Source organism: Dyadobacter pollutisoli (assembly GCF_026625565.1).
GTDB lineage: Bacteria > Bacteroidota > Bacteroidia > Cytophagales > Spirosomataceae > Dyadobacter > Dyadobacter pollutisoli.
In genome coordinates this window covers 5,188,549-5,213,176 of the sequence record NZ_CP112998.1, presented here as the reverse complement: position 1 = coordinate 5,213,176, position 24,628 = coordinate 5,188,549, and the positions used below count along the sequence as shown (strand labels likewise).

At 45.9% G+C, this 24,628-nt stretch carries 22 protein-coding genes; 11 read left to right on the top strand and 11 right to left on the bottom strand.

From position 1 onward, the window contains the following. Positions 1-58: 58 nt before the first annotated feature. Positions 59-1,162, top strand: a complete 1,104-nt coding sequence (locus tag ON006_RS21200) for a lactonase family protein (RefSeq protein ID WP_244823857.1) — start codon at positions 59-61, stop codon at positions 1,160-1,162. On the opposite strand, the gene ON006_RS21195 is transcribed toward ON006_RS21200, so the two are convergent. Then, positions 1,163-2,569: a TlpA family protein disulfide reductase gene (locus ON006_RS21195; RefSeq protein WP_244823856.1), complete on the bottom strand. Its 1,407-nt coding sequence runs from the start codon at positions 2,567-2,569 to the stop codon at positions 1,163-1,165. A 107-nt stretch (positions 2,570-2,676) separates the two neighbouring features. Between ON006_RS21195 and ON006_RS21190 the strand changes: the two genes are divergently transcribed. Beyond that, the gene (locus tag ON006_RS21190; RefSeq protein ID WP_244823855.1) at positions 2,677-3,450 is read left to right on the top strand and encodes a YdcF family protein; all 774 of its coding nucleotides are present in this window, start codon (positions 2,677-2,679) and stop codon (positions 3,448-3,450) included. Positions 3,451-3,461: 11 nt separating this feature from the next. On the opposite strand, the gene pfkA is transcribed toward ON006_RS21190, so the two are convergent. Beyond that, positions 3,462-4,436 carry a 6-phosphofructokinase gene (gene pfkA / locus ON006_RS21185; RefSeq protein ID WP_244823854.1) on the bottom strand — a complete coding sequence of 325 codons (975 nt, stop codon included), beginning with the start codon at positions 4,434-4,436 and terminating at the stop codon, positions 3,462-3,464. Positions 4,437-4,755: 319 nt separating this feature from the next. On the opposite strand from pfkA, the gene ON006_RS21180 reads away from it, so the two are divergent. From ON006_RS21180 to ON006_RS21160, 5 genes are all read left to right on the top strand, one after another. Beyond that, a complete protein-coding gene (locus ON006_RS21180; protein WP_244823853.1) occupies positions 4,756-7,245 on the top strand; it encodes a glycosyltransferase family protein in 2,490 nt (829 codons plus the stop codon). A gap of 3 nt (positions 7,246-7,248) precedes the next feature. After that, positions 7,249-7,776, top strand: coding sequence for a YfiT family bacillithiol transferase (locus tag ON006_RS21175; RefSeq protein WP_244823852.1), 528 nt, complete (start codon positions 7,249-7,251; stop codon positions 7,774-7,776). Next, entirely contained in the window at positions 7,766-8,353 is a 588-nt protein-coding gene (locus ON006_RS21170; RefSeq protein ID WP_244823851.1) for a Crp/Fnr family transcriptional regulator, read from the top strand. Before ON006_RS21175 ends, ON006_RS21170 begins: the two co-directional genes overlap by 11 nt. Positions 8,354-8,427: 74 nt before the next feature. Next, the gene (locus ON006_RS21165; protein ID WP_244823850.1) at positions 8,428-9,129 is read left to right on the top strand and encodes a DUF8737 domain-containing protein; all 702 of its coding nucleotides are present in this window, start codon (positions 8,428-8,430) and stop codon (positions 9,127-9,129) included. 65 nt (positions 9,130-9,194) lie between these two features. Then, on the top strand, positions 9,195-9,950 hold the full coding sequence (locus ON006_RS21160) for a GDSL-type esterase/lipase family protein (protein ID WP_244823849.1): 756 nt from the start codon (positions 9,195-9,197) through the stop codon (positions 9,948-9,950). 21 nt (positions 9,951-9,971) lie between these two features. Here ON006_RS21160 and ON006_RS21155 read toward each other — a convergent pair whose 3' ends face one another. Genes ON006_RS21155 through ON006_RS21145 form a run of 3 tightly spaced genes read right to left on the bottom strand, consistent with a single transcriptional unit; the run spans position 9,972 to position 12,006 of the window. Further along, a complete protein-coding gene (locus ON006_RS21155; protein ID WP_244823848.1) occupies positions 9,972-11,075 on the bottom strand; it encodes a Fic family protein in 1,104 nt (367 codons plus the stop codon). 56 nt (positions 11,076-11,131) lie between these two features. Then, positions 11,132-11,503 carry a DUF983 domain-containing protein gene (locus ON006_RS21150; protein ID WP_244823847.1) on the bottom strand — a complete coding sequence of 124 codons (372 nt, stop codon included), beginning with the start codon at positions 11,501-11,503 and terminating at the stop codon, positions 11,132-11,134. Continuing rightward, complete coding sequence (locus ON006_RS21145; protein WP_244823846.1) at positions 11,503-12,006, bottom strand: hypothetical protein; 504 nt, start codon at positions 12,004-12,006, stop codon at positions 11,503-11,505. The genes ON006_RS21150 and ON006_RS21145 overlap by 1 nt, the downstream gene beginning before the upstream one ends. A gap of 301 nt (positions 12,007-12,307) precedes the next feature. On the opposite strand from ON006_RS21145, the gene ON006_RS21140 reads away from it, so the two are divergent. Continuing rightward, entirely contained in the window at positions 12,308-12,676 is a 369-nt protein-coding gene (locus ON006_RS21140) for a hypothetical protein (RefSeq protein WP_244823845.1), read from the top strand. Positions 12,677-12,877: 201 nt separating this feature from the next. Here ON006_RS21140 and ON006_RS21135 read toward each other — a convergent pair whose 3' ends face one another. From ON006_RS21135 to ON006_RS21110, 6 genes are all read right to left on the bottom strand, one after another. Then, positions 12,878-14,656 carry a RagB/SusD family nutrient uptake outer membrane protein gene (locus tag ON006_RS21135; RefSeq protein ID WP_244823844.1) on the bottom strand — a complete coding sequence of 593 codons (1,779 nt, stop codon included), beginning with the start codon at positions 14,654-14,656 and terminating at the stop codon, positions 12,878-12,880. A gap of 21 nt (positions 14,657-14,677) precedes the next feature. Further along, positions 14,678-18,196, bottom strand: coding sequence for a SusC/RagA family TonB-linked outer membrane protein (locus ON006_RS21130; protein ID WP_244823843.1), 3,519 nt, complete (start codon positions 18,194-18,196; stop codon positions 14,678-14,680). Between the two features lie 216 nt (positions 18,197-18,412). After that, entirely contained in the window at positions 18,413-19,420 is a 1,008-nt protein-coding gene (locus tag ON006_RS21125; protein ID WP_244823842.1) for a FecR family protein, read from the bottom strand. A gap of 66 nt (positions 19,421-19,486) precedes the next feature. Continuing rightward, entirely contained in the window at positions 19,487-20,071 is a 585-nt protein-coding gene (locus ON006_RS21120) for an RNA polymerase sigma factor (RefSeq protein WP_244823841.1), read from the bottom strand. Positions 20,072-20,301: 230 nt separating this feature from the next. Further along, positions 20,302-21,429 carry an aldo/keto reductase gene (locus tag ON006_RS21115; RefSeq protein ID WP_374760237.1) on the bottom strand — a complete coding sequence of 376 codons (1,128 nt, stop codon included), beginning with the start codon at positions 21,427-21,429 and terminating at the stop codon, positions 20,302-20,304. Positions 21,430-21,446: 17 nt separating this feature from the next. Beyond that, the gene (locus tag ON006_RS21110) at positions 21,447-22,355 is read right to left on the bottom strand and encodes a helix-turn-helix domain-containing protein (RefSeq protein WP_244823840.1); all 909 of its coding nucleotides are present in this window, start codon (positions 22,353-22,355) and stop codon (positions 21,447-21,449) included. A gap of 193 nt (positions 22,356-22,548) precedes the next feature. On the opposite strand from ON006_RS21110, the gene ON006_RS21105 reads away from it, so the two are divergent. The 3 genes from ON006_RS21105 to ON006_RS21095 all read left to right on the top strand — a co-directional run bounded on the left by ON006_RS21105 (position 22,549) and on the right by ON006_RS21095 (position 24,522). Next, positions 22,549-22,989, top strand: coding sequence for a carboxymuconolactone decarboxylase family protein (locus ON006_RS21105; protein ID WP_310590219.1), 441 nt, complete (start codon positions 22,549-22,551; stop codon positions 22,987-22,989). An 8-nt stretch (positions 22,990-22,997) separates the two neighbouring features. Beyond that, on the top strand, positions 22,998-23,813 hold the full coding sequence (locus tag ON006_RS21100; protein WP_244823839.1) for an isocitrate lyase/PEP mutase family protein: 816 nt from the start codon (positions 22,998-23,000) through the stop codon (positions 23,811-23,813). A 133-nt stretch (positions 23,814-23,946) separates the two neighbouring features. Beyond that, the gene (locus tag ON006_RS21095; protein ID WP_244823838.1) at positions 23,947-24,522 is read left to right on the top strand and encodes a helix-turn-helix domain-containing protein; all 576 of its coding nucleotides are present in this window, start codon (positions 23,947-23,949) and stop codon (positions 24,520-24,522) included. The last annotated feature ends 106 nt before the right edge of the window (positions 24,523-24,628 follow it).

Here is a 24,628-nt window from a genome sequence, read left to right as displayed (position 1 = left end):
TAAAAAACGATTGCGTACGGCTTTACAAGACATTGGTATCTCATTTAAAATGGAAAATATGAAAAAGCTGATTGTTCCTGTAATCCTTTTGCTGGCCGGTTTGATGTCCTTTTCGTTTCAGGATAAAACCATTTCCTTTTATATCGGAACGCAGGATAAGGGCGCTAATTCATCCGTTTCATTGTGTGAGCTCAATCTTTCAACCGGCCAGGTTACCTTATTAGATACTTTCAATAATTGCGTCGGGCCGGGTTACGTGGCGATTTCTCCCAATAAAAAGAATTTATATGCAGTCGGTGGAGATAAAATCGTCTCATTCGCAATTGGTGCCGACAAAAAACTGACTTACCTGAACAGCGAGTCTTCGGTCGGTGCCGGGCCATGTCACGTTTCGGTTCATCCTTCCGGAAAAACAGCCTATGTTGCGAACTATGGCGGAGGCAGCTTTTCGATGTATCATGTGCAGCCTGACGGAAAAGTCACTCCGGCAACTTACACGGAACAATATGCAGGAACAGGGCCTAATGCGAAGCGTCAGGAAAAAGCGCACGCGCATTTTGCTACCGCAAGCCCCGACGGCAAATATGTGTTTGTGACGGATCTGGGAAGCGACAAGATTATGAATTACGTGTCAGACAGCAAAAGCGGGGCATTAAAACCCAATCCTGCGCAGCCATTTTTCTCAGGCAAACCAGGCGCAGGTCCACGCCACCTCATCATTCATCCATCGGGCAAGTCACTATTTCTGCTCAATGAACTGGAAGCAACGCTTACTTCGTGCTCCATTGACAAAAACGGGGTCATTACTGCTATTAAAACTTACCCTACGATCCCGGCAGATTACTCGGGACCGACAAATACCAGTGCGGCCATTCACTTGCACCCAAATGGAAAGTTTGTTTACGTTTCCAACCGGGGCCATAACTCCATTAGTGCATTCAAGATTAATGCAAACGGGGAACTTGAAATGGTGGATCAACAGACAAAATCCATTTCCACGCCAAGGGATTTTAATATCGACCCGAGCGGAAAATTCATGATCGTAGCCAATCAAACTGCTGACAATCTGGTGGTTTACGATGTCGATCCAGCCACCGGCAAGTTTACTTTCAAGCATGAAAGTATTTCAGTAAAGCTGCCGATTTGCGTAGCATTTTTGTAATTAAAGCTTTCTGGCCATTTTATTCTGGTAGTAGTTCAAAAAGTCTTCCAGCTGCTCCACAGGCATTTTGCGGGCAATGATCTTTTTGTTTTTATCCAAAATATAAACGGTAGGCGTAGTAACTACGTCGAATTTCTTGTTAAAATCAATCTGGTTCAAGGAATCGAAGCCATTGATAATGTCTTCGAAATGGTATGTCGTGATAAATGACTTCCAGTCTTCTACGTTGTGCTCGGTCGAAATCGCCATCACCTTGATACCATTCGCCTTGTTCTTTTCGTAGAATGCTTTCAATGTCGGAGATGCTTCTTTGCAATGCCCGCAGGTAGGTGCATAGAAGAAAAGAATGGTGTAATTGGCTTGAACAGTCTGTACACTCACTTTTTTACCGGCTGGGTCGGTGAGCGTCAATGCCGGAAATGTCTTGTTGACCAGCAAATCCTTTAATGTATTGACCTTCTCGGCAATGCGTTTTTTGACATCTTCGGAAGTGCCCATTTCGCCAGACAAGTAATATTTATTGGCCATATGCACCCACACGGCCTCAGTACCAACCGTTTTTGGGTTTTCGTACTGATTGGTAATATAGAAAACCACCATTGCCTTCACATCTTTATTAGCCGATGCCTTTTTGACGATCATATCGGCATCTTTGATTACCGAATCGGGTACTTGCACGACCAGATTTTTGAAGTAACGCTCCAATTTTGGTTCAAGAAACGGTGTATTGAGGATTCTGCTGTCTGCAAAATCGAAGGTATCCCAGTAATGTGATTTGTAATAATTGAAAATCCAGGTGGAGTCCGCCTTTCCGTTGGCGAGTTTAGGTGCCGCTGGAATTTCCGGTTCCGTCGACATTTTCAGTAGCTGAACGGTGAAACTCTGCGCATTATCAGCCAACGTTTTTGCACGATACGCAGCAAAACTGTCCTGTATCGCTCTTATTTTGCTTTGAGATTCGGGGCTTTTGACCTTGTTCAATTGCTCTATCTGCATAGAACCCGATTTCAGTTCCTTTTGATAAGTATAAAAAATCTGATTCTCTTTCGATCCCGTCACCTTCATTTGACCGATCACGTCAGCCGTGTCTGTTTCAATCGAGAAATTCGTCTCCTTTCCTGAATAGACCAGCTCTACCCACCGGTTGTTACCCGGAAAAAGAATCACATATAGCCCGCCGGGAAGTGCTGTTTTGCCTTCAAACACCATTTTTCCATTGGCGTCGGCCTTCGCAGTATCTTTTGGGACAAACTGATTATGGCTGCGGTTATAATGCCCGATGATCAACGATGAGTCCCTCAGGCCCTTGATGGTCGCTTCAATGCGGTAACCCTGGGCGGATCCTGTGGTATAAAGTGCAATGGTGAGCAGAAATGCGAAAAACAATGTGCGGGTATAATCTTTCATCAGGGTAATGGCCGTTTGTTTATGAACAGTTTATTTGATTATTTCAAAGTTTTCAGGAGTAACAAAATTAACTCCAAAACGATCATAACACCCAGCTTCTTATTCAAATGTTTTATTTTCTATCCAAAGCCATAGACTTTCTGGCCATGCCAACGAGCATTATCCTGATGCTTTTGCTATTTGGCGCATTGGTAAGGAGCAATAAAGCGAGGAAAAGGCTAGTGGTTGCCTCACTGATATTACTACTCTTGTTTTCCAATTTGTATCTGACAATGCTTGCTTTTAACCAATGGGAGCCGAAACCTGTCAACATTCGCGATATCAAGGAGCAGCACGATGTAGGGATTTTGCTTTCCGGCGGACTGATCAGTTCCCAGCAACCCAACGAGGATCATCCTTCCTTAGGCGGAAATGGTGACAGAGTATTGCAAACCTTCCTTTTATACAAAGCCGGGAAGATCAAAAAAATATTGATCACAGGTACGAGTGCGGACCAGCTTATCGCAATGAAAAAGGGCGAAACACGACGTGCAGCTGAATTACTCGTAAGCTGGGGCGTTCCGGCCAAGGACATTATTTTTGAAGAAAAAGCGAGAAATACGCGGGAAAACGCAGTTTTCTCGGCGAGGATATTAAAACAAAAATTTCCATCGGGGAAATATATACTGATTACCTCCGCATTCCATATGCGCCGGTCAGCCGGGTGTTTTGAAAAAGCGGGTATCCAAACTACTATTTTCCCGGCCGACTTTTATGGGGGGTATAACAGCATGAGTTTCAGAGATGCCGTTATACCCGATTCGGATGCCATTGCGTATTTCAGCGTACTATGGCACGAATGGATTGGTTATATTGTGTATAAAACTGTCGGTTACTGCTAACCGTACGAGGGTTATACGCTGAGGATTTTCACCATTCTAAGCAAATCTTCGTTGATTGGCTTCGGAAGACGGATCGTATCTTCGAAAGGCGTGTAAACAAGATCATTGTTGATAATCCCCGCCATTACATTCTTCTGTCCGCCGATTAATCCTTCCAGCGCGCCCAGTCCCAGGCGGCTTGCAAGAATGCGGTCATATGCGGACGGTGGACCCCCGCGTTGGGTGTGTCCAAGCGTAGTCACACGGATATCCGCGTCTTCGTGAACCTGCACCTTGATTTTTTCGGCTACCTCTTGCGCGCTACCTTCTTCGTCTCCTTCAGCCACAATGATAATGGATGACGATTTCGAACGGCTCCACCCTTGTTTCAATGTTTCAACTACTTCTGAGATCGGCGTCAGAACTTCCGGTACCATCACGAGCTCAGCACCACCTGCTATACCCGATTGTACTGCGATATAACCTGAGTCACGGCCCATTACTTCAATGAAGAAGATCCTGTCGTGTGAGCTGGCGGTGTCGCGGATACGGTCGATCGCATCGAGCGCAGTATTTACAGCGGTGTCGAAACCAATGGTGTAATCTGTTCCGTACAAGTCGTTGTCAATGGTTCCTGGTGCGCCCACAGTGGGTATGCCGTACTCATTACCAAAAATCATGGCTCCGGTAAAAGTACCATTACCACCGATAGCTACCAGCCCTTCGATACCCAGGTTAACCAGATTGTCATATGCCTTCTTTCTTCCTTCAGGAGTCATGAACTCCTTGCTCCGTGCCGATTTGAGGATGGTTCCTCCTCTTTGAACTATATTGCTTACCGAATGAGACTCCATCTTGTAGACATCTCCGGCAATCATTCCGCTATATCCTCTTCTAATACCAAATACTTCAATACCATGGTAGACAGCTCCACGGACTACCGCCCTGATGCAGGCGTTCATACCAGGGGCATCTCCTCCTGAGGTAAATACTCCAATTCTTTTCATTTAATTTCGGGTTACTTCTATTCTATCTCTGTACAGTTCCAATAAACCTTAAAGGCACAATTTCCGCAAATTTATCGGGTATTTTCTTAAAATATATGACCTAATTCTGAATTCTATTAAAAAAATGCACGAAGAAGATTCGATTTTTACATCTCAAACATATATCAATACTTATATATTTGCGCCGGTTAATAAAAATTTAATATTCATTAACACGCATTCGCCGAAACTTTTACTGTTTGAAAAGTCATATTTGCGGTGATTTGCATCGATCTTGTCTTCACGGTATAAAACAAACCCAAAGCCCAATATTATTAAAATGAAAAATCTGTTCTCCTGGCAACGAATCTGGCCGCATCTGGTAGCTGTAATTGGTTTTATGATTCTGTCAGTCGCATACGTCTCGCCCGTTTTACAAGGAAAAAAGCTTATCGCACAGGATGATATATACGCCAAAGGCGCTGCCCGGGAAGTGTTGGATTATCAAAAACAAACAGGAGAATGGTCGGCGTGGACCAATGGAATGTTTGCAGGAATGCCGGCATACCTGGTAGCGGCGGACTATCCCACCAGTGTTTCCACCAAACTGGGGCAGGGTATCAATAAGATTTTACCAGCTCCGGCCAACTACTTCCTGATCGGGATGGTGAGTGCCTACATTCTTTTCCTCATACTGGGCGCAAGTGGCTGGCTCGCGGCGATAGGTGCTGTTGCATTCGCTTTTTCGGCGTTTAATGTCATTAATCTGGAAGCAGGGCACGTTTCGCAGGTGATCGCGATCATGTACGCGCCGGGCGTTTTGGCGGGTGTGATCCTTGCATTCAGGAAGAACTGGCTTGCCGGGGCCGCATTGACTGGCTTGTTCCTATCATTGGAGCTATACGCCAACCACGTTCAAATCACCTATTATCTAGGGATCGGGATTGTCATATTGGTGATCATTGAGAGCGTTTCTTATATTAATAAAGGAAGAGCAAAGGATCTTATGCTGGTGTTGGCAGGACTTGGTTTCGCAGGCGTTGTCGCCGTTGGAACGCATACTACCCGGCTTTGGAATGCTTATGATTATACGAAAGAAACGATCCGCGGAAAGTCAGAACTCACTGCGCTGGACAATGCTCCGGGCGCAGCGAAAGCTGACGGATTGGGTAAGGAATATGCCTTTACGTACAGCTACAGATTGGGTGAGCTGCTAACCCTCGTAATCCCCAATGCCTACGGAGGTACCTCATACGGGCCGCTTTCCACCAGTTCCGAAACCTATAAAACATTGACCGGACGTGGCGTGGACGCTGCTACGGCGCAAAATGTCATTCAACAGATGCCACTTTACTGGGGAGATCAGCCTATCATGGGCGGACCGAACTATGTCGGTATCATTGTCTTCTTTCTGTTTATTCTCGGCCTTTTTATTGTCAAAAATCCAATCAAATATTGGGCTGGCGGCGTGATTCTCCTGTACATTGTCTGGGCGTTGGGTAAGACCTTCGCTGGTGTTAACTTCCTGTTTTTTGACTATTTTCCAATGTTCAACAAGTTCAGGGCGATGACGATGGTGATCTCTCTGGCCCAGTTGCTCATGGTTTTGGTCGCGGTACTTGGGCTGGTTGCTATTGTTGAAAGGAAAGTTGAATCGAAGGAATTTCAGAAATCATTCCTCATCACATTGGGCATTACCGGTGGCGTAACACTCATTCTGGCGCTGATGCCGGGCATCTTTTTCAGCTTTCAGTCGGCTAATGACGCGCAGCACCTCGACCAGTTTACACAGATGGCGCAGGATAAGGCATTTGGACAGCAGATCATGAATTCTGTTATCCAGGATCGCGCAGGTCTTATGAAAAGTGATGCGATCAGAAGCTTGATCTTCCTGCTGCTTGCCGCCGGAGTGGTTTGGTTTACGATGAAAGATAAAATCAAACCCGTTCTTTTTTACGGTGTAATGCTGATACTGATCATTTTTGACCTTTTTGGAGTGGACAAAAGGTACCTGAATAATGAAGATTTTCTAAGTAACTACGCTGCGCAGGGTGTAACTACGCCTTCCCCTGCCGATGAGCAGATATTACGCGATACCGATCCCGACTACCGGGTATATGACCTGAGCTCGCGCCAGGGGCCATTCAACAGTGCGGATGCTTCGTATTTTCATAAATCACTGGGCGGCTACCATGGTGCGAAACTGCGTCGCTATCAGGAGTTGTTTGAACGCCAGATCGCCACTCAGAAGCCCAATACCAGGATTATCAATATGTTGAACACCAAGTATATCCTGGTGCCAGATCAGCAGGGGAACAAGGTAGCTCAACCCAATCCGGAGGCGTATGGCCATGCGTGGTTTGTGAATAGTTTCAAAATTGTACCGAATGCGGATGCTGAAATGACCGCTCTGGATTCGCTCAAACCACGTGAAGAAGCGGTTTTGGATCAAAAATTTGCGGATAAATTGAATGGTCTGAAAATCCAGCCCGACTCTACTGCCAAAATTAGTCTGATCAGCTACAAGCCTAATGAGGTGATTTATGAAAGCAATTCCAGTTCAGAAGGATTGGCTATTTTCTCTGAAATCTACTACAATGTCCGCGATGAATGGAAAGTGACGATCGACGACAAGCCTGTGGATATGCTGCGTGCAGACTACATATTGCGTGCATTGCGTGTTCCTGCTGGCAAGCATACGATCAAGTTCCGTTTTGAACCGGTATCGGTCACTGCCGGAAGTAAAGTTGATCTGGTAAGTTCATTATTGCTCGTGCTGCTTATTGCCGGGGCAGTTTTTGCGGAGATCAAAAAAACGAAAAAAGCATAAGCCATGATTAATCCCAAGTACCCGATCGGGCTGTTTACTTTACAGGAAGATTACGCGAAAGAGGAAATAGACGACCTGATCCATGTAATAGCGACCATACCGGCAGAGTACAAAGCCCGAGTTGAAAACCTTTCGGACGAAGATCTGGCAAAAACTTATCGTGAAGGAAGCTGGAATATCCGCCAGCTTATCCATCACGTCGCCGATTTGCAGTTTTTGCATTACCTGCGGATCAAAAAAGCGGTGACCGAGCCTGATTATAAAGAGCCTACTCTCGTTGATATGAATGCCTGGGCAGGAACCATCGATTCTCTGAATGCGCCCGTTGCAGATTCATTAATGATGCTGGAAGGTGTCCATCATCGCTACGCATTCTTTGCGGCAAATCTTACCGAGGAGCAATTGAATGTCAGTTATTACCATGCCGTCAGGAAGATATGGTTTACCCAGAAACAAGCTTTGGCGATCTCGGTTTGGCATGTAAAGCACCACTTGGCACATATTGATATCGCTTTGGGAAATGTCGGGTAATCCTGATTTATTGGTCCATTACATTCTTCAAACCATCAGTATTGATGAAGAGATAGCGCGTACCATTGCTTCGAAGTTTAGTTCAAGAACATTAAGTAAAGGAGAAGTCTTCCTGAAAGAAGGCGCAGTGAACGATCAGTATTTCTTTCTTGAAAAAGGGTTTCTACGTTCCTATCTGCTTGATATTGACGGGAATGAAATCACGCTCAATTTTTTTTCTCAAAACACACCAGTCTTCGAAGTAGGATCATTTTTTCAACGAATTCCATCGCAGGAAAACATTGAAGCGCTCACTGAATCAACAGGCTGGGTGTTGACTTATAGTGAATTGAATGAACTCTTCCATACCATTCCGGAATTCCGGGAGTTTGGCAGGGCGGTGTTGGTCAAAGGGTTTGTCGCATTCAAAAACCGCACGCTTTCGATGATCAACAAAACGGCCGAGCAACGTTACGAAGCATTGCTCAAATCAAGTCCTGAAATATTTCAAAACGCCCCGCTCAAATACATTGCTTCCTACCTCGGCGTGACGGATACCTCTCTCAGCAGGATCAGAAAAGAATTTTCTAAAAAATGATTTCTTGCCAAATGGTAAGTGATACTTTGTGTTGAGGATCAGACCTTTGCATGGTTCGTTAAACATTTAAAGTCATGCAAAATATACCTGTATTCGTTATCGTCCTGTTCGCATTCGCGACGTTTTTTACCATTTTTCAATTCTATATCGCGGCTGGTAAGTCGGGGAAATTGTTGGTCGCCATGGTTGTTTACATGACGGTACAATCAGTGCTGGCCATTGATGGTTTTTATAAAAATGGCATGTCCATTCCTCCCAGGTTCATGTTTCTGATAGGCCCTGGAATGCTGTTTGGGCTAAGTCTTTGTTTTTTCAATTCCGGGAAAAAATTTCTGGACAGTCTGGACCTGAAAGCGCTCACATTGCTGCATGCTGTGCGACTGCCTGTTGAAATCATCCTTTATAATGTATTTGTGGCCGGTTTGATCCCGGAACTAATGACATTTGAAGGGTATAATTTCGATATCCTGTCTGGTATCTCAGCGATTGTTGTCTACTATCTTGTATTCGTAAGGCAAAAGGCTGGTAGTAAGCTGTTGCTAATCTGGAATATAGCCTGTCTTCTGCTTTTGATCAATATTGTGGGTATCGCTATTTTGTCTGCCAAAACACCTTTTCAACAACTGGCCTTCGATCAGCCGAACATTGGGGTTACGTACTTTCCGTTCGTTATCCTTCCTGCCATCATCGTTCCTGCCGTGTTGGTATCCCACATCGCCGCTATCCGTCAGCTTCTTTTGAAAAAGGCGGCGCAAATACCGCGACAGGTTCATTGAATTGAAAATAAGGCCTAAATTTGGAAAGTAACTGAACCCCAATTTTTCATCCTACTTTCTTTGCAATGAAGTTCAACATTTCCTTTCTTTTTCTGTTCGTTCTCGTCACGCTACAAACCCAGGCGCAGACTAAACTTTCCATCGTTTTTATAGGCAATAGCATTACGCAAGGCAAAGGCGGCGATAATGGACTTCCTCCGCCGACGCATGCGGTCAACTATCTCAAAGAACAGAAAGGGATTGAAGATGTACAGTTTATTAATGTAGGAAAAAGCGGTTCTACGACATTGGATTGGTTGCCGGGCAGCGGGAAGTATGCGGAGTTGGCTACGAAAGCAGCGGACAGTTTGTATGCCAAGAAAGATCACCAACTGGTTTTCTCCATGAAGCTGGGAACTAACGACAGCGCGATCGAAGGGCCGAATGGCGCACCGGTCTCAAAGGAAAATTATCGCAAAAACATGCACACAATCATATCAGAGCTGCTCACCAAATATCCGGGAAGTAAAGTCGTGGTGCATCACCCGATCTGGTACAGTGAGAATACTTACAACCGATCAAAATATTTAAAAGAGGGCCTGGAAAGGCTAAAAACTTACATTCCGGAGATCGACGGAATGATCTCAGAGTACAAAGTTTCCGATCCGGGCCGTGTTTTCAAAGGCGATACCAAAGCATTTAAATACTTCAAAAAACATAGCGAAAAGTTATTCAAACCCGAAAACGGCCAGCAAGGAACATTTTACCTGCATCCCAATGAAGAAGGCGTAGCGGTTTTAGGGAAGTATTGGGGGAAAGCGATTGCGAGGATAAAGTTTTAATGGGAGGCGAAGAAGTGCTGCTTACCAAAGCAAATCATAAGCAGTACTTCTTCCGCCTGCATTGTCTTTCGCTAATATTCCTTTCGCCACCAAGTCCTGAATGTCTCTGCCCGCAGTATCCTGCGAAGATTTGGTGATCTTAGCCCATTTAGACGATGTTAATTTGCCGAAGAAGTCTTCCTGCATTTTACTGATCACCAAACGTTGTCTTTCGTTGAGAGATGTGGCTGGATGTTTGTCCCAAAATTCTACACGACGTAAAACAATGTTGAGCGTTTCATCAGTGGTAAGTAAAGATTCATAGAGGCAGGAAAGAAACCATTCCAGCCATTCTGTAATGTCGAGCCCGTTTTTCTGCGTTTTTTCCAATATGGCGTAGTATCCATTTCTGCGGTGCCGGATTTGCGAAGACATACTATAATACCGACGCGCATTTCCATCGGCACGTGTCAGAAGCATATCTGCGATTGCGCGTGCAATACGACCATTTCCATCATCAAATGGGTGAATGGTAACAAACCATAAATGAGCAATTCCTGATTTTATTACGGGATCAATGTTGCTGGTTTGATTAAACCATTGGAGAAACAATGCCATTTCTTTTTCCAGGCTATCAGCGTCCGGTGCTTCAAAATGAACCATTTCGCGACCGATCGGACCGGAAACGACTTGCATTGGGCCTTTGTCATTATCCCTCCATTTTCCGGTCACGATCGTGAACATGCCACTTCTGCCGGACGGAAATAAGGAGGATTGCCAGCCAAAAAGACGCTCTTCTGTAAGTTCCTGGTCGTAATTTTGAGTAGCGTCCAACGTCATTTCAACTACTCCCTCCACCTTCCTGTCTGAGGGTACGAGGCCAGCAATTTCCAGGCCCAGACGACGAGCTATCGAAGAACGTACCTGATCGGAACTTAACACTTCGCCCTCGATTTCTGTGGATTTCAGAACATCCTCCGTAAGTGTTTTGAGCATGGCTTCTGTCCGCGTTGAGAATCCCAATGCGTCCATTCTACCCGCTATCTTTCCCTGAAAATACCTGACCTCTCCCAAAACCACGGATAGCTTGGTTTCATCCCAGGTAAAATCCGGCCAGCCTGCTTTCTGATGAATGTATAAGGCCATAAATTCTTTTTGCGGTGAATATACGATTTATTCTCCGCAAATTTGCGGAGAATAGGCTACTTAATCTCCGCATCGCTGTCATAATCCACAAAAACATGTATCCAGATAGCCCTGCCGTACCTTATGATGATGGGTTGCAGCAGAAATAGAATGAGGGTGAGAGCAACGAAAAACAGGTTCAGCTCCATTTTGAAATAGACCAGCAGCAAAACAGACAGCAATGTCATGATAAAAATGACGATCGGGAAGCTGGTCCAGAGCGCGCCAATGTAAAAACCGGGCTCAATTTTGAAGTCCTGACCGCAGACGGGGCAGTTGTCGGGCATGTCCAGACTATCTTTGAAACTATAAGGATTGGGTTTCGAAAATAGATTTCCTTTTCTGCATCGCGGACATTTGAGCCGGAGAACACTGTATAGCTTCGACATTACTTACGGACAGGTTTTAGGCCTTTAATAGCTTGTAAGCCCATGTTTGATGGATTTTGTACGGGCAAATCGAGCAACTTAGTTGGAACTTTGGGTTCGTCGAATTCTTTAAAGTCCCTTAAATATCTGTTTGCAATAAAATCCTCTTCGCGTTCAAATTGAATGGCCGATTGATCGATGAAGGCAGAAAGATCATACAGACGTTTATGCCAGATCGCCGCATTCAGGTTGCCATCGAAGTGATAATGATTTTCAAAACCTTTGTCAAATTTGAAAACAATCGCTTTGCCTGCATTGGCCAGCATGCTTTCCGGCGTACCCGTTAATGTGATCGGAATGTAGGTTTTCTTGTCATAGATGAAGCCTCCATGCGTATTCTTAATGTACTCGCGCATATTTCTGGGCGTATCTCCCACATATAAGACGTCCACAAGCAGGATTTGCTGTGCGGCATAAAACTGTCCGGGATTCTGGATTAAGGGAAGTGTTGAGATTTTGATCATTTTATAACTTTAATACTGCGAAAGGTCAACGTTCCAGAATCCTGATTAAATCCTCATTCATGTAGTAAATTTCTTTACCATCCCGTTTAGGAGCGATATGTTCATTTTTGCAGGATAATTGAACATGTTCCAAATATATGTCCATATACTGGACAGATTTCCGAGACATGTTCAATTTTTGTCAAAAACTGAACATGTAAATTCGCCGCGTGAAAAGAAAAATACTAATTTCTGAATCTCGAAATAATGATTATATTTTTAACTTGAACGCCAGAAAAGAACTAGTAGAATTATTGAAATAATGGTAAAAACATACAGATTTATAGCGCTGCTCGGGCATGGCAGGGAGCGGTTTCATGATACGGAACTGGACGCAGAATGGCCTACTGAACCCATTGTGATTGATGCATACGCCTTTTCGGACGTTTATCGGTACTCAGGATATGTTTTTTTAAGCGAAGATTGGTTTGCCAAATACAGCAAAAACTGGCAGAACGACACGACTGAAATAGACAAACTCCTTGTCAATCTGGCAAAGTACGCAGTGAAAGGTTCGCACTCCGAAAATCTCCAAAAGATCAAAGCCTACCTCGAATCGCCACCAGAAACAGTTGATGAAGCCGTAGCAATTTGGAGAGGGTTTTACGATCCGGAACTGAAAGTGATTTGAGATTTACTTTGTCATCCTGAGGAGTAATTTGCAGGCGCAAAAAGCAATATTTAATGACGTTTAAAGTTGTCACGCTGAGCGGAGTCGAAGGTCGTTATTAGCTTGGAACTGCGTCTTTTGCAGTGTGCATATGCACTTCGACTTCGCTCAGTGTGACAAAGTAAGTGTTTGACTGATAATAAATTAATAAAATTTAAAGCCTTAGTTATACCCCGGGTTCTGCTTCAACTTCGGGGCACCATCCACCACACTCATATCGATCTGGAACTGAGGGATTGGGTAGTAATTGTTCTTGCCGTTTGTGAATTTTCCTCCTGCCAGGTCCGTAGTGATCTTGGATTCGTAGCTGAAAAATGAATTCAGGCTGGTATCGGCGATTCCCCAGCGAACCAGGTCGAAAAAGCGATGTCCTTCCATGGCGAGCTCAATACCGCGTTCGAAATAGATCGCTTTCAATACATTATCCTTTCCTTTTGCAGCCAATGTGCCTGCCGGATAGGGACTTACTACATAATTTGCAGCTGGCGTTGAAGAGAAGCCCGTCAATGGATTTTTGTTATCAATGTACTTATAAAGCCAGCCCGTTTTGTCAGCGGCACGCGCACGTACTCGGTTGACGTACTCTTCTGCTTTGGCCAGGCTACCCGCATTTGCCTCTGCCTCAGCGGCCATTAACAATACATCGGAAAAACGGATCACGAGGACATTGATAGCATTACCCGGCGCCCATGAGCTTAGGTCTGCATATAAATCTTGTGTTTTTTGTCTGTGAATGTTCTTTTTGGGAGCATATGGCCCGCCATAAGGCTGGTCGCGTACCCAGTTCATTCCGGGAAACAGCCCCCAGTCGTGGTAGGGAACATCACGGCGGCCAACAGTCCAATCGAGACGTGGGTCTAGTGGCCCTGCATCTGGTGTGAATGCGGTGGCGGAAGTAAGACCGAGGTCACTTTTTACCGCGTGGCTGTTCGCTCCCTCTATATAAGGTAACCCGGTGGCATCGGTGCGGTAGGCATTCACCAGCATTTGAGTGGGCTGGAAAAACCCGCAGCAGCTGAATGGCGCGCCGGTACCGTAGGGGAAGTTTAGCATTCCGCCCTGGTTGGCATTGGTAATGTCGAGCGTACCGTCATTGGCCACCATCTGGATAGCAAATACTGACTCTGCATTGTTTTTAGTAGCCGCATCAAAGTTGTCTTTGAAAGAAACCAGGTCATATTTCAGGCCATTGGTAGTAACCCCGCTGTTGATCACCTGCGTAAATACGGTCGCTGCTTCCGCAAATTTTTTCTGGTACAAATAAGTCTTGCCCAGGTATGCGCCTGCAGCCCATTTATTCGCCCTGCCCACCAGTGTATGTGTGGCTGGTAAAGTTTCATAAGCCGCTTTGAAATCCGCCTCGATCATCGGCCAGATGTCCTTATCGTTAGGCTGGTTAAAATCGGTTGTGGATTCGTCGATCCAGGGAACCATGTTCCACATTTTTTTCAACTCAAAATAGTAATGCGCACGAAGAAAACGTGCCTGACCTTCGATACTGGCTTTATTTTCCGCAGATACGCCTTCCAGAAGTGCCAAAACTTTCAGGACAGTATTCGCTCTTGAAACGCCTTCATACAATGCCCTCCATTTGGTATTAAAAAATCCATTGTCTGCGCCTGAGGCAAAAGTTGCGATTGCATTAATGGGTGTTTGGTCACCGCCGTCGCTGCCTTTATGTGCGTCTCCGCCGGGAATGGCGCCATATACCCAGTTGTCGGGCGGGGACTCCCAGCCGCTTCCGCCGGTAAAGTCACCCTGGCCGTCGAGTGCTGCATAAGCACCCGTCAGCAGGCCGTCGATGCCTTTTTCGTTGGCAAGAACATCATCACCCAGTGCGCCCTGCACCGGTTTATCCAAAAAATCATCTTTGCAAGCCTGTAAGAACAGGAAACCGGCCATCATACAAAGAACGGCCATATATTGAATTGACTTTTTCATATCGCGTTTCTCTGATAAGGATTAAAAAGTAAGATTAAGACCCACAGTATATTGTTTGGAAGAAGGATACGAGCCCTCGTCGATGCCAAACACGGTCGGGTTACCATCTGCATTTCTGCTTACTTCGGGATCAAGGCCGGAATATTTGGTAATCGTGAAAAGATTGGTCGCCTGCACGTAAATGCGGAACTGCTGGGTCTTGATCTTTTTAAGCCATGCACTCGGGAATGTATAACCCAGCTGCAAATTCTTCGCCCTCAGGTACGATCCATTCTCTACGAAATAAGAGTTAGGCACATTAATGGTACTGAATGAGCTGGAATTTTCCTGAATCGGCGCTTTGGCATTGTGGTTTTCGGGCGTCCAGGAGTTGTAAAGCGCGGTTTGGCTTTTCGCTCCCGACCGGGAAGAATTGAAATCATTCCACCAAAGTGTCTGGTTCCAGATCTGGTTTCCCTGCACACCGTAAAGGAACAAGCTGAAATCAAACTGTTTGTAGTTAAATCCAAGGTTCAAACCATAGCTGAAATCCGGGTTGGGGTTGCCGAGCATCGTACGGTCTGCGGCGGTAATCTGTCCGTCGCCATTCACATTCTCGTAGCGGAAGCGGCCCAATGCTGCGCCATCCTGATATACCGCATTTGCGTCGCCGGTTTGCTGTACAGCCTGCGCATTGGCCTGCTGGATCTCCTCTTCGGAATTCCAGAATCCAATGACTTTATATCCAAAAAACTGCCCGATGGAGTTACCTACGCGGTTACGGACAATGGAGGCGCCGTCGAAACCGCGTCCTTCGAGGTCAAAATAATTGGTGCTGTTGGTTACTTTCAGGATCTTGTTATTGTAAGTTGTGAAAGTGAGCGTAGCATTCAGTTTCAGGTCCTGGGTAATGTCAAAACGGGAGGTAAGCTGTAAATCAATGCCTTTGTTCTTCATTTGCGCAATGTTCACAAAAGGTACCTCGCCACCGCCGGCAGTACCGATCAGGTCAGGGTTGTAAAGGAGGTCCTTCACATCTTTAACATAGTAATCAGCGATCACGTCCAGCTTGCCTTTGAAGAATGTGGCGTCGATACCCACGTTGGTACTGATGTTTTTCTCCCAAATCGCATCCGGATTTCCAATGTGGCTTTTTTCAAAACCTTCCAATGCGCCTGAGCCGCTGGTACCGCCGAGGTCATAATAAGAGCTTCTGCGGTTGGAGCTGTAAGTGGTAAATGCATTGCCCGACCTTACATTGATCTGGTTGCCCATGATCCCATAGTTGGCTCTGATTTTCAGGTCGTCCAACCAGGTAACGCCTTTCATGAAGTTCTCCTGGGAAACCCGCCATCCTGCGCTCACCGCCGGGAATACGCCGTAGCGTTCGTTGATGAATTTGGAAGATCCGTCCCTTCTGATGATCGCTCCGAAAAGGTATTTATCATTATAAATGTAATCAACGCGACCAATAAGCGAGTACAATGCGTCCGTGGAACGGCTGCTGGAATTGCTGCGCGCGCCCGAACCCGTTTCCAGGTTCATATAGTTCGGGTTAAATGAGAAGAAGCCCTGCGTACTGCCGCTTACATTGTAACTCTTGCCGTTATACGCCTCGGTGCCTGCTACTACCGTCAGGTCATGCTTTTGCATGGATTTGTGGAATGTGACCAGATTAGTCCATGTCCAGCTGAAACCTGAATATGCGCCTTCGGAGTAAGTATTGGTATTGCTGTTTTCCTTATTTTCATAGGTGGGAAATGCAAAAGAATTCCATCTGCCCGAATAGTTTTCTCCACCGAAACTCGTCCGCAATGTGAAGTTTTTGAACAAATCCACCTCAGCGAAGACATTACCGAACAAACGGTTGTCCAAACCTTTGTCATAACGTGTACGATCGCGCATCGCTACCGGGTTGAACGCGTCCCCCATACCTGAGGCGCGGCTTCCTGCATAGTTGCCCATGATGTCATGAACCGGAATGATCGGCTGCATCCTGAATGAGAATGCGATCGCTGATCCGCCGTCGGAAAGGGCGCTTTTGGGGTTGTCGGTGATAGAAAATGCAAGATTTTCGCCTATCCTGATGTGTTTGCCAATGTTGTACTGGCTGTTCGATCGCAATGTATAGCGTTTCAAATACGTGTTCGTCAAGGCACCTTGCTGATTGAAATAATTCAATGAAAACAAATAGTTGCCCTGATCGCTTCCACCGCTCAAAGAAATATTGTGACTGGTAGAAGGCGCACGTTTGAAAATCTCGTGAAACCAGTCGGTACCTGCCTTATTCGCTTTTACGATCTGGTTGAATTTGTTGAAATCATCAACCGAAGTATAGTTCGGATTGACGTAATATAGGTCAGGATTGGTCCCCGGATCACCTTCTTTGGCGCCAGTTGGTAAAATATAGTCAGGCAGAACCGGCGATGTACCATATCCGTACTGATCGTCACCGATGGTCGCGCCAGCGTTTTTCTGAACCTGGAACTTCAATTGTGCCTGCTCCATTGGATTCAGTGTTTTCCATACATTACCATTCGGAGGCGTTTGCACACCATACCAGGCGCTGTAATTTACCTTTACCTTATCCTTGCCCTTTTTGGTGGTAATAATAATCACTCCATTCGCCGCCCGTGATCCGTAAATAGAAGCTGAACCGGCATCCTTCAAAACCTGCATGGAGGCAATGTCATTGGTGTTCAAATCCGTGATCGAGGTAGTGGGTACACCGTCGACTACATATAATGGAGAGTTGTTTCCAAATGTGTTCAATCCGCGGATACGTACCTGCGGTGTTTCGCCCGGCTGTCCCGAACCGATAATGGTCACGCCCGAAGCACGTCCCTGCAACTGGTTCGCTACCTGCCCGTCCGGGGTTTGTTTCAACTGTTCCACGTCCACAACGGACACCGCGCCGATCAAATCCTTTTTACGCTGTGCGCCGTAACCGGTCACGACCAGCTCCGACAGTGTGGAAACGTCCGGTATCAGCTTGATATCAACCGTGGAACGTGAGCCTACCATGATTTCCTGGGCTGTAAAACCGATAAAACTGAAAATCAGGATGGATTCGTCGCCAGCGACGTCGACGCTGTAATTACCTTCCAGATCCGTCATCGTACCCTCATTGGTACCCTTCACTCGTATCGCCACGGAGGGTAACGCTTCTCCTTTTTCGTCGGTAACCTTACCTTTCACCGGCCTCAGAAGAACCTGAGTGGTGGTTTGAGCGGCTTCACGGGCTATTTCAAGTTTGGTTTTCCCCGTAACACCGATCATCTTGCCTACCTGTCTGAATTCCAGCGCAGTTTGCTTTTCGATCATTTTGAGGATTTCCGGTACGGGCAGCCCCATTGCATACAATGTGATGTCCGGAGCATTGCGGACCAGTTTTTCGTCAAATGCAAAAGTTACCCCGGTCTGCTGTTCAATTTGCCTGAACACAGTTTTTACACGGCTCTGCCTGACGTCCATATTAACGTGCTGCGCCTCGGTGGTGCCGGCCATTAATAAAGCGGTTGTCAGTACGTTTATGCCCAGAATAAGCGTAGAAATGCGCATACATTTTTTGAATAAGGGGAGTCCCTTATGGTAATAATTCACCATATTTGTCTGATGTTTAATGGTTAACCTGTTAAACCTGGTCCGTCCGCGCTATTGATGGTTCGAAGCATTGCATAGCAGGAGGACATTCAAGAGCCGGGGACATTTGCCGTGTTCCCGGTTTATTTTTGGGCTTATCTTCCTTGAAAACCTACCCGTGATTTATTTCCCTTTCTATCTGATTACAATCGTGCTATCGTTTAGTTGTGAATAATTGAATTTTTTGGAAAAGCCCAGGACTTTCAATACGTCCGTCATGGGCTGATTGTCAAGCGTTAATGTAATTTTTTCATTCGCCAGGTCTTCTTTCTCAATCACAATGTGCTGATCGTATTTCCTTTCCAGCGCGTGGAACACTTCGGATAATAACTCATCTTCGAAAACCAGTCTGTTGTCTTTCCAGGGTGCAATTGCGGGTTTGCTGATCTCACTGACATGAATTTTGGCTGTTTTTTCAGGAACCACCGCTTGTTCGGCAGGTAGCAGCATGAGGGCCGGGGTTTCGGGTTTGTCACGAAGCGTGACGCCTACCTTTCCGGTTCTCACTGTTACCTTAATGTCCGCATCATTTTCATAGGCTTTCACATCAAATGAAGTCCCGAGCACGGTAATGTCCAATGTTTTGGCGTGGACAATGAAGGGCTGTTCTGTTTTATGCACAATGTCAAAAAACGCCTGGCCTTCCCGCAGTACCACTTCCCGGGTTTTTCCTCTGAAAGAATCGGGGTAGGAGAGACTGGAACCTGCATTGAGCCAAATGGAAGAGCCGTCGGGCAGTGTTACTTTCAATGTTTTTCCCAAAGGTGCCTGCACGATGTGTATAGTTGTTTCGATCGGTTTGTGATGATTATTAGTCCAGTAAATAAAACCGCCAATCACCATCGCCGCGGCCGCGGTAGACCACGTTACCAGTCTTCGGATCAATGGGAAGCTGGATTTTTGGACAGCAGGCTGCTGCATGGCTTTCAGATTCGAGCGCATGCGGTTTTTTACCTCGTCGGCATCTTCGGAAGTGGTAGTATAAACGGTTTGCACCCCTGGTATTTCCGGATTCTGTTGGTCATACCAGTCGTGTAAGATCTGTTTTTCTTCCTCGGAAGCTGTTCCGTTGAGGAACTTTCTGGCCAACTGTCTGATGTACTCCTGTGTCATTGCAAAGCGGATTTGCTCTTTGGAATACATAGAGGGGAGATGTAAGAGAAACCCCTTAGTTGAAAAATAAAAAAGTGATATTTTTGTGGATACCCTCTAAAATTTGGTTAGAAGGAGTATTTGCAGAAGAAAATGAGCAACGCCGCTCAGGTTGGCACGGACCATTTTAAGGGCTTTGGTCAAATGTGCTTCCGCGGTTTTCGGGGAAATTTTGAGCTCTTCGCAAATGTCGGGAAGTGACCTGTCCTGCAATTTGTTGTACTGGAACACCAGGCGACATTTCTCCGGAAGGCGGTTGGTAAGATTGGTAATGATTTCGATCAGGAGTTTATTTTCAATTTCCTGATCAATGGAAACAGAAGTAATGGCCTGCTCTTTGATAGACATTTCTATTTCATGCGCCTGTTTCGACTTCGCCAGGTAACGATACACTTCATACCGAAGCATCGCGGCGAGATACGGTTTCAGCGACTGGATTTCAAGGGTTTGTCTTTTTATCCAGAATAGCATAAAAGTATCCTGGGTAATTTCTTCGGCTATTTCAGCCGACTTCACCATTTTGTGGGCAGTATAAAAAAGTTTGTCCCAGTGCCGGTTGTATATTTCGTCAAATGCACCTTCCTCCCCGTCCTTCATCAAAGCGGCCAGCTCATCATCAGAATAGTTTCGGAAGTCAATCATTTATAATCAGGTGTTTAAGGGAATTGCCAATTCTCTACCAAATATAAAATAATTTACCAACCGAAGAATGGTGATTTAATATAAATACAATATTAAAAATGGCTTAAAATGATAACCGGCTGATATTTTAACATAAATACTGGAAATAGCAATATTTTATTTTGAGGAAGACGGGGAGACTTGGCAAGTCTTCAAGACTTACCAAGTCTAGGCGACCCTGTCTTATTATATCAATGGTTCACCATTTTCATAGCACCTTCGCTATACCGCTCGCCGGTATTAGGGTAGCGCGCTACGAGCTCGTCAATTTCACTAAGGTCTGCAACAGAAAGCGTTACGTCCAATGCGCCAGCGTTCTCTTCCAGGTATTTCCTTTTCTTGGTACCCGGGATCGGGATAATGTCCTCGCCTTGTGCGAGTACCCAGGCCAGTGCAAGCTGTGCGGGAGAACAATTTTTGCCAGCAGCAATTTCCGCGAAACCTTTCACAAGTTTGGCATTGTTGTCTGCAAATTCCTGCTGGTACCTCGGCAATGACCTTCTGAAATCGCTGTCGGCCAATGTCGCCACATTCAATGTGTCGGTAACCAGGCCTCTTGCAAGCGGGGAGTAGGGAACCAGCGAAATACCCAGCTCACGAACAGTGCCGAGGATCGACGCTTCCACATCTCTGGTAATCACCGAGTACTCACTTTGCAATGCCGCGATTGGGTGAATCGCATTGGCCTTACGGATAGACGCGGGTGATGCCTCGCTGAGACCGAGGTAACGCACTTTTCCTTCCTTAACCAGTTCTGCCATAGCTCCTACCATTTCTTCCACGGGCACATTCGGGTCTATGCGGTGGGCGTAGTAGAGGTCAATGGTGTCGATTTTTAGTCTTTTCAGGCTGTTTTCTACCGCGACTTTCATCCAGGCGGGAGAACCGTCAAAGTAGGCACCGGCTGAGTTTTTAGGCCCGGCTACATTTTCTCCGTAGCGGAAACCGAATTTGGTGGCGATGAAAATTTTGTCGCGGTTTGGTACCAATACTCTGGAAATGAGTTCTTCATTTTCTCCATTGGCGTACATATCCGCGGTATCCCAAAAGTTGATGCCCAGATCAAGCGCTTTGTGCAGGGTAGCAATGCTCTCGTCGTCGTCGGTAGGGCCGTAAGCAAAGCTCATGCCCATGCAGCCCAAACCGATGGCTGATAATTTTTCATTTGTAGTTCCAAGGCTCCTGAATTTCATACTATGTTTTTGGCTATCGGCCGTCGGCGGCAAGCTTCCGGCTTTGTGGTGAATGTTTCTGTCAGCTTGTTTTGCTGACAGCACAAAATTAATATCCAGGCTTGTGGTCGGATTTATAACATTCAAACAGATGTTTATAAAAATCAAATAGCCCTGCTTCTCAGGCCGCCCGGGGTAAGGCCCGTTTGTTTCTTGAAAAAGATATTGAAGTAGGCGGGGTACTCGAAGCCGAGGCTGTATGCGATCTCGGACACATTCCAGTTGGTATGGTTCAGCAACGCCTGCGCTTCCTGTGTAATTCTTGCGGAAATATGTTCTGTGGTGGTTTTTCCGGTGATTTCTTTGACCGATCGGTTCAAATGATTGGCATGAACTGACAGGCTTTTCGCGAAGTCGTTGGCTGTTTTCAGTTTTAAGCCATTTTCCGGCGCGTCGATGGGGAATTGTCTTTCGAGTAACTCCATAAATAGTGAAGTAATGCGGCTGGAAGCGTTGATCTGGCGCTCGAAACTCTCGGCGGGCTGCATTTTCATCGCCTCGTGAATGATCAGGTGCAGGTAGTTGCGCAGCATTTCGTATTTGTGAGCGTAGTCTGATTCAATCTCGGCCATCATTTTTCTGAAAATCGCGGAAAGGTCTTTTTGCTGTTGCTCATCAACAAAAAACACCGGGTCGCCACCGATCTTGAATAGGGGAGAGTCTTGAAGAAAGTCCTTCCGCTCAGCAGGATGGACGAAAGTTTCGGTAAATAAAGAAAACCAGCCAAGCTGTTCTTCGGAAGTAGCCTCCCAGGAATAAGGTACCATTGGATTGGAAAAAAGCAATGCAGGCCGGTCAATGTCGATCCATTTGTCGGCATAATGTAACCTGCCTGTACCGATGATGAACGAAACTTTGTAAAAATCCCGACGGCTGTATGGAGTCTTTTTGTAGCAGGAATTCCTTTCAAAGACATTGAAATGACCTGCTCCTGCATTATTAAGAGAGAGTCCGGTAGCATTAGCTTGTGGTACCCGGCGGTAAAACTCCTGAATGGTTTCTGTATTGCTCATTTGGTAAAATTATAAAATTCAAATAACTGAGCGAAAAAGTTTCAGGGAAATTTCACCTGGTTAATTATTTTTTTAATTCAGTTTGGAAAATCATTGGCGATAACATTGGACTACTCAAAATATTCAAAATGGATCAATGTGGTAGTCCTGTGTTGTGGTATTTTTGTGAATAGTAAATAATAACCAGTATGTAATGATGTCACATCGAAGTTCAACGAAAGAAGTAGATCCCAGAGCGTATGCCGCAATACGCCAACTGGAAGCGTACATTTCAGAAAGCGGCCTGGACAAAGTACATTATAAGCTGATCAAAATCAGGGCTTCGCAGATCAACGGCTGTGCGTACTGCATCAACATGCATACGCGGGAGGCCCGAAAGCTGGGAGTAAGTGAGCAGAAGCTCTATTTGCTGAGTGCCTGGCGGGAAACGCAGCTTTACACGGAGGAAGAAAAAGCGATTTTAGCATTGACGGAGGAAGTTACGCTGATCGCGAAGCACGGGGTCAGCGATGCGGTTTACGACAAGGCGGTGGAGCTGCTGGGTGAGGCGTACACCAAAGCGGTGGTGATGGCAGTGGTGACCATCAGTGCCTGGAACAGGGTTGCGATTACGGATCATCTGGCGCTTGACTAATGAATAATATGTTCAATAGTCCATTAACCCAAAGTAAGCCGTCGGAGCAAGCCGATGTCTTCAAAAAGCTGCATTACAGCGAGGATCTCTTGGTATTACCTAATATCTGGGACGCTGCCGGAGCTACATTGCTCGAAGAAGCGGGCTACCGGGCTGTGGCTACGGCAAGTGCTGCCATTGCCCGTGCCAACGGATATCAGGATGGAGAAAATATCCCTTTTGAGATGGTTTTAAGCATTTTGTCTCAAATCGTGAAGTCAGTAAGTGTGCCGGTGACGGCCGACATTGAATCGGGGTATGCGTCGGATGCTGCCACATTGAAAATGAATATCCGAAAACTGATCGAAACCGGTATCGCAGGTATTAACATAGAGGATAGCGATCCGACAACACGTAAGCTGCTGTCCATCGATGCGCAGGCGGAACGGATCAGGCTGATCCGCAGGGTTGCGGAAAGGGAAGGTATAAGATTATTTATCAACGCAAGAACGGATGTCTATCTGCTGCGTCCCGACTTGGAGCCGGAAGTCCGGCTGGAACAAACGATTGAAAGAGGAAGGGCCTACGTGGACGCCGGAGCGGATTCGGTTTATCCGATTCTGGTCAAAGATGAGGCTTCCATCGCCAGTCTGGTGCAGGAACTATCTGTGCCGGTGAATATTCTGGCCACCACCGGAGTTCCTGACATCCAGGTATTGCGGAAGCTGGGGGTGGCCAGGGTGAGTTTTGGTCCAAATTTTCAAAAAGCAGTACTATTAGCCATGAAAAAGTTGCTTAGTGAAGTGAAAAGTGAAGGTAGTCACCGGTCTGTTACCGGAATTTAGCGACTTCTGATTTTTGCTTTTTTTTCAATCTCCCGGTTCCTGGATCGGGAGATTTTATATTTTTAGATTAAATTATAATTTACCTTGCTCATTCATTGAGGCAAATTCAGTCGACAATTAACAGCGATTCCCTATGCAGGAGGATATTCTTTTACAGATCAGTAATAAGTTAAAAGAGGTCAGAAAGAATAAGGGTGTCACCCTTCAGGAGATTGCAGATGAGGCGGGCGTTACCAAAAGTCTTGTGTCCCAGATAGAAAACAGCCGGACCATTCCTTCGCTGCCTGTAATGCTGGGGCTGATCAAAGCGCTTGACATTGACCTGAACGCTTTTTTTAAAGACATTATCTCTGCCCCCGGTGAGAATGTGCTGATCAGGAGAAAGGAAGAATATCAGCCGTTTACGAAGGAGAATGCCAAAGGATTTTACTATCACCGGATTTTTAGCAAACAGTTTAAGGATAACCATATCGATGTGGTTCTGTTGCGGCTGGAAAAAGATGCGCGCCGTCCCATGGTCCGCACCAATGCGTTCGAATTCAAATATGTGCTCGAAGGGTCGGTGGAATATACCGTCGGGAAAAATAAATATATACTGAATGAGGGCGATTCTATGTTTTTTGATGCCAATGAGCTGCACAATCCCAAGTGCATTGGTGGTGACGAAGTGCTGTTGCTGGTGATCTACTTCTTCAATGAATCTGTTTAATTCTTCTTTACGTGAAAAGTGTTCGCGAAAATTCTCAAAAGTTAAATATTAATTAACATTCCGGTAATATCTGCTCTTTTATTTGGCGTTATTTTTGCGGTATAGG